Annotated in this window: 8 protein-coding genes; 2 read left to right on the top strand and 6 right to left on the bottom strand. The window is 72.3% G+C overall.

The genetic code is table 11. The annotated features are described in order from the left end of the window. Nucleotides 1-2: 2 nt before the first annotated feature. Genes paaB through paaZ form a run of 3 tightly spaced genes read right to left on the bottom strand, consistent with a single transcriptional unit; the run spans nt 3 to nt 3,252 of the window. On the bottom strand, nt 3-287 hold the full coding sequence (paaB, locus tag AF1_RS12635; RefSeq protein ID WP_067797061.1) for a 1,2-phenylacetyl-CoA epoxidase subunit PaaB: 285 nt from the start codon (nt 285-287) through the stop codon (nt 3-5). Then, nucleotides 287-1,213 carry a 1,2-phenylacetyl-CoA epoxidase subunit PaaA gene (paaA, locus tag AF1_RS12640; protein WP_067797064.1) on the bottom strand — a complete coding sequence of 309 codons (927 nt, stop codon included), beginning with the start codon at nt 1,211-1,213 and terminating at the stop codon, nt 287-289. Before paaA ends, paaB begins: the two co-directional genes overlap by 1 nt. Then, nucleotides 1,210-3,252, bottom strand: coding sequence for a phenylacetic acid degradation bifunctional protein PaaZ (paaZ, locus tag AF1_RS12645; RefSeq protein ID WP_067797067.1), 2,043 nt, complete (start codon nt 3,250-3,252; stop codon nt 1,210-1,212). Before paaZ ends, paaA begins: the two co-directional genes overlap by 4 nt. A 140-nt stretch (nt 3,253-3,392) precedes the next feature. Here paaZ and AF1_RS12650 point away from each other — a divergent pair, with 140 nt between their 5' ends. Continuing rightward, nucleotides 3,393-4,010, top strand: coding sequence for a TetR/AcrR family transcriptional regulator (locus tag AF1_RS12650; RefSeq protein ID WP_131732736.1), 618 nt, complete (start codon nt 3,393-3,395; stop codon nt 4,008-4,010). On the opposite strand, the gene AF1_RS12655 is transcribed toward AF1_RS12650, so the two are convergent. From AF1_RS12655 to pdhA, 3 genes are read right to left on the bottom strand one after another with little or no spacing between them, the layout of a single operon-like run. Beyond that, nucleotides 3,997-5,271, bottom strand: a complete 1,275-nt coding sequence (locus AF1_RS12655) for a dihydrolipoamide acetyltransferase family protein (protein ID WP_067797073.1) — start codon at nt 5,269-5,271, stop codon at nt 3,997-3,999. The genes AF1_RS12650 and AF1_RS12655 overlap by 14 nt on opposite strands. A gap of 50 nt (nt 5,272-5,321) precedes the next feature. After that, nucleotides 5,322-6,332, bottom strand: coding sequence for an alpha-ketoacid dehydrogenase subunit beta (locus AF1_RS12660; RefSeq protein WP_067797077.1), 1,011 nt, complete (start codon nt 6,330-6,332; stop codon nt 5,322-5,324). Further along, nucleotides 6,329-7,426, bottom strand: coding sequence for a pyruvate dehydrogenase (acetyl-transferring) E1 component subunit alpha (gene pdhA, locus AF1_RS12665; protein WP_207394086.1), 1,098 nt, complete (start codon nt 7,424-7,426; stop codon nt 6,329-6,331). Before pdhA ends, AF1_RS12660 begins: the two co-directional genes overlap by 4 nt. 108 nt (nt 7,427-7,534) lie before the next feature. Here pdhA and AF1_RS12670 point away from each other — a divergent pair, with 108 nt between their 5' ends. Beyond that, nucleotides 7,535-8,050: an Lrp/AsnC family transcriptional regulator gene (locus AF1_RS12670; RefSeq protein WP_067797080.1), complete on the top strand. Its 516-nt coding sequence runs from the start codon at nt 7,535-7,537 to the stop codon at nt 8,048-8,050. Nucleotides 8,051-8,188: the final 138 nt, after the last annotated feature.

Raw genomic sequence — 8,188 nt, forward strand, 5'->3', positions numbered from 1 at the left:
CCTCACATGTGGGGGACGTTCTCGGGGATCTCGTAGAACGTCGGGTGCCGGTAGACCTTGTCGCCGCTGGGGGCGAAGAACGGGTCCTTCTCGTCCGGGCTGGACGCGGTGATGTCCCGCGCCTTCACCACCCAGATGCTGACGCCCTCGTTGCGCCGCGTGTACAGGTCGCGGGCGTTCTGCAGGGCCATCTCGCCGTCGGCGGCGCGCAGCGAGCCGACGTGCACGTGGTTCAGGCCCCGCTTGCCGCGGACGAACACCTCGTAGAGCGGCCAGTCCTTCTCCATCACGCCACCTCCCGGTGAGCCTGCTTCGCGGCGTACGCGGCGGCGGCCTCCCGGACCCAGGCGCCGTCCTCGTGGGCCTGCCGGCGCACGGCGATCCGCTCCGCGTTGCACGGGCCGTCGCCGCTGATCACGCGTTTCAGCTCCGACCAGTCGATCTCGCCGAAGTCGTGGTGGCCGCGCTCGGCGTTCCACTTCAGGTCGGGGTCGGGGAGCGTGACGCCGAGCGCCTCCGCCTGCGGGACGGTCATGTCCACGAACCGCTGCCGCAGTTCGTCATTGGTGTGCCGCTTGATCTTCCAGGCCATGGACTGCGCGGTGTGCGTCGACTCCGCGTCCGGCGGGCCGAACATCATCAGCGACGGCCACCACCAGCGGTTCACGGCGTCCTGCACCATCTCCCGCTGCGCGTCCGTGCCGCGCATCAGCGTCATCAGCAGCTCGTAGCCCTGCCGCTGGTGGAACGACTCCTCCTTGCAGATCCGGATCATCGCCCGCGCGTAGGGGCCGTAGGAGCTGCGGCACAGCGGCACCTGGTTGCAGATCGCGGCGCCGTCCACCAGCCAGCCGATCACGCCGACGTCCGCGAACGCCGGCGTCGGGTAGTTGAAGATCGAGGAGTACTTCTGCTGCCCGGAGATCAGCTTGGCGGTGAGGTCGGACCGGTCGGCGCCGAGCGTCTCCGCCGCCGAGTACAGGTACAGGCCGTGGCCGGCCTCGTCCTGCACCTTGGCGAGCAGGATCGCCTTGCGCCGCAGCGACGGTGCCCGGGTGATCCAGGCGCCCTCCGGCTGCATTCCGATGATCTCGGAGTGCGCGTGCTGGGCGATCTGCCGGATCATCGTGGCCCGGTACCTGTCGGGCATCCAGTCGCGCGGCTCGATCCGCTGGTCGCGTTCGATCGTCCGCTCGAAGTGCTGCTGCGTCATGGCGTCTCCTCCGGGCGCTTGGCCACCAGGGTCAGGACGTCGTACGCCGCGACGACCTTGCCGTCCTGCCGCGTCACCTCGGTGTCCCAGCGGACCTCGCCGTAGCCGGCGTTCTCCCGCGGGGTGATCTGCTTGGCGGTGAGCTTCACCGTCAGCTCGTCGCCGGGGAACGTCGGGGTGAGGAACCGCAGGTTCTCCAGCCCGTAGTTCGCGAGGACGGGACCGGGCTCGGGCGAGACGAACAGGCCCGCCGCGAACGAGACCACCAGATAGCCGTGCGCGACGCGGCCGCCGAAGAACGGGTTCGCCTTGGCGGCCTCCTCGTCCATGTGGGCGTAGAACGTGTCGCCGGTGAACTCCGCGAAGTGCTCGATGTCGTCGAGGGTGACCGTGCGGGGGCCGGCGATGACGGTGTCGCCCACCCGCAGGTCTTCGAGGTGCTTGCGGAACGGGTGGACGTCCGCCTGCACGCGGGGCGCGCCCGGCGTCCAGCGCCCGGTGATCGCGGACAGCATGGACGGCCCGGCCTGCACGGCGGTGCGCTGCATGTGGTGCAGGACGCCGCGCATCCCGCCCATCTCCTCGCCGCCGCCCGCGCGTCCCGGCCCGCCGTGGACCAGCCCCGGCATCGGTGAGCCGTGCCCGGTGGACTCCTTCGCGTCCTCCTCGTTGAGGACGAGCAGCCGCCCGTGCCAGGGCGCCGCGCCCAGCACCACGCGGCGCGCGAAGCCCGCGTCGGCGGTGACGACCGAGCCGACCAGGCTGCCCCGCCCGCGTGCGGCCAGCGCGACGGCCTGCTCGGCGCCGTCGTAGGGGAGCAGCGTGCTGACCGGGCCGAACGCCTCGACCTCGTGCGGCTCGGCGCGGTTCGCGTCGTCGGCGCGCAGCAGGATCGGGGACAGGAACGCGCCGCGCTCGGCGTCGGCGCCGAGGACCTCGACGTGCTCGGGGTCGCCGAACACGATCCGGCCCGCGTCCAGCAGCTTCTTCAGCTGCCGGCGGACCTCCTGGCGCTGCTCCAGCGTGACGAGCGCGCCCATCCGCACGTCCGGGTGGGACGGGGCGCCGACCCGCACCCGCGCCAGCCGTTCGCGCACCGCCCCGGCCACCTCGTCCATCAGGCCGGACGGCACCAGCGCCCGCCGGATCGCCGTGCACTTCTGCCCGGCCTTCACCGTCATCTCGGTGACGAGCTGCTTGACGAACAGGTCGAACTCGGCCGTCCCGGGCCGGGCGTCGGGGCCGAGGATCGAGCAGTTCAGCGAGTCGGCCTCGGCGGTGAACCGGACGGACCGCCCGATCACCACCGGGTGTGCGCGCAGCATGTGCCCGGTGGCCGCGGACCCGGTGAAGGCCACCAGGTCCTGCTCGGTCAGGTGGTCGAGCAGGTCGCCGGGGCCGCCGCAGACGAGCTGGAGCGTCCCCTCCGGGAGGATGCCCGACCCGATGATCAGCTCGACCAGCCGCGCGGACAGGTAGGCCGTCTGCGGTGCGGGCTTGACCAGGCTCGGCATGCCGGCGAGGAACGCGGGCGCGAGCTTCTCCAGCGGGCCCCACACCGGGAAGTTGAACGCGTTGATCTGCACGGCGACGCCCTCCAGCGGCGTGCAGACGTGCCGTCCGGCGAACGTGCCGCCCTTGCTCAGCGGCTCCACGTCCCCGTCGACGAGGACGGTGTCGTTCGGCAGTTCGCGCTTGCCCTTGCTCGCGTACGCCAGCAGCACGCCGATGCCGCCGTCCACGTCGATCCGGGAGTCGGCGAGGGTCGCGCCGGTGCGCGCGGACAGCGCGTACAGCTCCTCGCGGTGCTCGCGCAGGTGCAGGCCGAGCTGCTTCAGCAGGGCGGCGCGCTGGTGGAAGGTCAGCTCGCGCAGGGCCGGGCCGCCCGTCCGGCGTCCGTGCTCCAGCGCCGCGGCCATGTCGATGCCCGTCGAGGAGAGCCGGCCGATCTCCTCGCCGGTCACCGCGTCGGTGAGCGGCGCGCCCTCGTCCGGCGGAACATGCCAGGTGCCGGACACGTAGCTGGGCAGCGGAGCCATCGGGCCTCCCTCGACTTGCCGACCATTGAATTACCGACCGTCCGTTCAGTCAGGATTTTACCCCGGGGACGGCCCGCGGTGAAGGGACGCGGCGCCGTGGCCGGGGGTGCGGCGCTGCGATAATGACCGCCGTGACCACCATGGGCGGCGGGCGGCCGAGCCGGCGGGGACGGCCCGGCTACGACAGGGAGTCGCTGCTGCGCGTCGCCGTCACGGTGTTCAACGAGCGCGGCTACGACGGCACTAGCATGGACGACCTGGCCAAGCGGCTCGGCATCAGCAAGTCCGCGATCTACCACCACGTCGCCGGCAAGAGCGAACTGCTCCAGCTCGCCGTCGACCGCGCACTCGACGGGCTGTTCGCCGCCGCCGACGAGGCCGCGGCCGTGGAGGGGCGCGCCATCGACCGGCTGGAGCACCTCGTCCGGGCCAGCGTCGCCGTGCTCGTCGAGCGGCAGCCGTTCGTCACGCTGCTGCTGCGGGTGCGCGGCAACACCGCCGTCGAGAAGCGCGCGCTGGCCCGCCGCCGCGAGTTCGACCGGCTGGTGGCCGGGCTGGTCGCGCGGGCCGAGGCCGACGGCGACATCCGGCCCGACATCGACCCGGCGATCGCGGCGCGGCTGCTGTTCGGGCTCGTCAACTCGCTGATCGAGTGGTACCGGCCGCGCGGCGGCGCGAGCGGGGAAGAGATCGCCGACGCGCTCTGCAAGGTCGCGTTCGACGGCCTGCGCCGCCGCGCGGTGGCTAGCGATGACTGACCAGCGTTTCCGGATGCTCGACGCAGTCGGCGACGAACCGCAGGAAACCGCCGGCGACACCGCCGTCGCAGACCCGGTGGTCGAAGGTGAACGACAGTTGCGTCACCTTGCGCAGCCGGACCTTCCCCTTGACCGCCCACGGCCGGTCGGTGATCCGCCCGACGCCGAGCATGGCCGCCTCGGGATGGTTGATGATCGGGGTCGAGCCGTCCACGCCGAACACGCCGTAGTTGTTCAGCGTGAACGTGCCGCCCGTGAGATCGGCCGGGGACAGGCGCCCCTCGCGCGCCTCCTGCGTCCGCGCTCGCAGGGCGGCGGCGAGTTCGGTGACCGTCATCAGGTGCGCGTCGCGGACGACCGGCACGACGAGGCCCCGGCCGGTCTGCGCGGCGAACCCCAGATGGACGTGCGGCACCTGGACGATCTCCTGCCGCTCGGTGTCCACGTAGGCGTTCAGTTCGGGGAAGCGGCGGAGCCCGGCCACGCAGATCCCGGCGAACAGCGCCAGCATGCCGACGTTCGCGTCCGGGTCGGCCCGCTGGATCTTCTTCTTCAGCTTGACCAGGCGGGTCGCGTCCACGTCGACCCAGGTGGTGGCGTCCGGGATCTCGCGGCGGCTGCGGGACAGCTTGTCGGCCATCGTCCGGCGGACGCCCTTGAGCGGGACGCGCACGACGCCGGTTTCGTCCTGCCGCGGCTCGGGGGCCGGCGCGGCGGCGCCGATCGCCCGCTCGACGTCCCGGCGCAGGATGACGCCGCCGGGGCCGGTCGGGGTGAGCGCGGCGACGTCGACGCCGTTGTCCTTCGCCAGGCGGCGCACCACGGGTGAGATGACGCGCGGCGCCTCGTCGCGGGACGGCGCCGCCGGTTGCGCGGGGGCCGGTTGCGCCGGGGCCGGTTGTGCGGGGGCCGGTCGGGCGGCGCGGCGGCGGGAGCGGCGGGTCCCGGTCGTCCCGTAGCCGACGAGGACGTTGCCGGAGCCGGCCCGCTCCTCCTCCCGGTACCGCTCGGCGGCGGCGTCGCGCGCGGCGATCGAGATGAGCGGCGACCCCACGTCCACGACCGTGCCCGCCTCGGCGAACAGCTCCGCGACCGTGCCGGCCATCGGGACGGGGACGTCCACCGCCGCCTTCGCCGTCTCCACCTCGACGATGATCTGGTCGGTGGCCACGGTGTCGCCGACCGACACCTTCCACTCCAGGATCTCGGCCTCGGTCAGCCCCTCCCCGAGGTCCGGCAGCCGGAAGACGGTCGCGCTCATGCGGGCTTCCTGCGGGGGGACGACCCCCGGCGCCCCCCGGTTCGCTCCGCTCATGCCACACCGTCCGCAGGCAGGTAACGGGTGTCCGGCCGGTCGTCGCGCTGGAGGCGGTCGAGCGCGTCCAGGACGCGGTCGACGCTCGGCAGATGGTGGTGCTCCAGCATCGGCGGCGGGTACGGGATGTCGAACCCCGCCACCCGCAGCACCGGCGCCTCCAGGCTGTGGAAGCAGCGCTCCTGGACGCGGGCCGCTATCTCCGCGCTCACGCCCGCGAACCCGGCGGCCTCGCTGACCACGACGCAGCGGCCCGTCTTCCGCACGGACGCGGCCACGGTCGCGTCGTCGAACGGGACGATCGTGCGCAGGTCGATGACCTCCAGGTCCCAGCCCTCGTCCGCGGCGGCCTTCGCGGCCTCCAGCGCGACCGGCACGCTCGGCCCGTACGCGACGACCGTCGCGTCCCGGCCGGGCCGGCGGACGGCGGCGCGGCCGAACGGCCCGGTCCGGTCGAGCCGCTCGATGTCCGACTTGGACCAGTACAGCTTCTTCGGCTCCAGGAACACGACCGGGTCGGGGTCGTCGATCGCCTCCCGCAGCAGCGAGTACGCGTCCTCCACCGTCGCCGGGGTGACGACCTTCAGGCCCGGCGTGTGCGCGTAGTACGCCTCGCTGGAATCGCAGTGGTGCTCGACGCCGCCGATTCCGCCCGCGTAGGGAATGCGGATGACGAGCGGCAGTTCCACCATTCCGCGGGTCCGGTTGCGCATCTTCGCCACGTGCGAGGCGATCTGCTCGAAGGCCGGGTAGGCGAACGCGTCGAACTGCATTTCGACGACGGGCCGGAAACCGCCCATCGCCATTCCGATCGCGAACCCGACGATGCCCGCCTCGGCGAGCGGCGTGTCGAAACAGCGGTCGTCGCCGAACTTCGCGGTCAGCCCGTCGGTGATGCGGAAGACGCCGCCGAGCGCGCCGACGTCCTCGCCGAACACCAGGACCCGCTCGTCCTCGTCCATGGCGTGCCGGAGCGCCGTGTTGAGCGCCTGGGCCATTGTGGTCATGACAGCGCCTCCTCGGCCTGGAGTTCGGCGTGCAGCCGGGCCCGCTGCTCGTCCAGTTGCGGGGTCGGGGTGCCGTAGACGTGCTCGAACAGCCCCATCGGGGCGAGTTCGGGGTCGGTGTTCATCCGGGTCCGCAGCCGCTCGGCGAACTCCTCGGCCTCGGCGGACGCCGCCGCGATGTCCTCGTCGGTGAGGTGCCCGCGCCGCCGCAGGTAGTTCTCCAGCCGGGTGATCGGATCGCGCCCGCGCCATTCCTCGGCCTCGGCGTCCGTCCGGTACCGGGACGCGTCGTCGGCGTTCGTGTGCGGTTCGAGCCGGTAGGTGTGCGCCTCGACCAGGAAGGGGCCGTGGCCCGACCGGGCGTGCTCGACGGCCGCCGACAGCACGGCCAGCACCGCGACCGGGTCGTTTCCGTCCACCCGCTCGGAGCGCACCCCGTAACCGATTCCCTTGTAGGCCAGCGAAGGCGCGGCGGTCTGGCGTTCCAGCGGCACCGAAATGGCGTACTGGTTGTTCTGGACGAGGAACACCACCGGCGCCTTGAAGACGGCGGCGAAGTTCAGCGCCTCGTGGAAGTCGCCCTCGCTGGTGGCGCCGTCGCCCACGCAGGCCAGCGCGACCCGTCCGGTCCCCTTGCGCCGCTCCGCGTACGCGAGCCCCGCCGCGTGGACGGTCTGGGTCGCGAGCGGCGTGCACTGCGCCGCCGTGTGGTGGCGCCGGGGGTCGTACCCGCAGTGCGCGTCGCCCCGCAGCAGGGAGAGCACCTCGACCGGGTCGATGCCGCGCGACACCAGCGCCATCGACTCCCGGTAGGTGGGGAAGAACCAGTCGCCGTCCTCCAGGACGAGCACCGACCCGACCTGGCATGCCTCCTGGCCATGGCTGGAGGGGTAGACGGCCAGCCGGCCCTGCTTGGTCAGCGCGGTCGCCTGCGCGTCGAACCGCCGCCCGACGACCATGGCCCGGTGCGCCCGGCGCAGCAGCTCCGGGTCCGGCACCTCGTAGCGCTGCCGTCCGCGCACCGCCGCGCCGCTGTCCGTCAGGAACCGCACGGGTTCCGCCGAGGGGAGCAGCGCCTCAACCCGATCCGTCATACGCCTGCACCTCCGCACTCGATCGGTGCTAGAAATATGAACCCGATCGACCATAAGTCTCAATAGACGGGTAAAAACAAGGACATTCGGCTCAGAAGTGGAGTTTTCATGGACCAACTGTCGCCCGAGAATCTGCCGCCTCCCGGTCCCGACGGACGTTCGGCGGCCCCGCTCGACGACCTCGACCGCGCGATCCTGCGCGAACTGCGGGCGGACGGCCGCATGTCCATGCGGACGCTCGCCGAGCGGGTCCGCGTCTCCCGCTCCAACGCCTACGCGCGGGTGGAGCGCCTCATCGCCGACGGCGTCATCACCGGCTTCACCGCCCAGGTGGACCCCGTCCGCGCGGGCCTCGGCACCGCCGCCTACGTCATGGTCAACATCGAGCAGAACTCCTGGCGGAAGGTCTCGGCCCTGCTGCGGGAGGTGCCGCACATCGAGCACCTGGCGTTCGTCGGCGGCGACGTCGATCTCGTCATGCTGGTCCGCACCCCGGACAACGCCTCGCTCAGGGACGTCGTCCTGGCCCGCATCCACGCGGTCGAGGGCGTCCGCGCGACCCGCACCTGGCTGATCTTCGACGAGTCCGCCCCGGAACCGACCGAGCCCGAGAAGCGATCATGATCCCGTAACAGCCGCCACGCCGGGGTGGTCTTGCGGGCCGCGTCCAGGCGGGCGGTGTATGAGAAGGTCACCTGGGCGATCATTCAACCGGTGGATCGAGGCTTAGACCCGTTCGCCGTGCTCGAGGTAGCGGGTGCC

Origin of the sequence: Actinomadura formosensis NBRC 14204 (assembly GCF_001552155.1) — a bacterium.
GTDB lineage: Bacteria > Actinomycetota > Actinomycetes > Streptosporangiales > Streptosporangiaceae > Spirillospora > Spirillospora formosensis.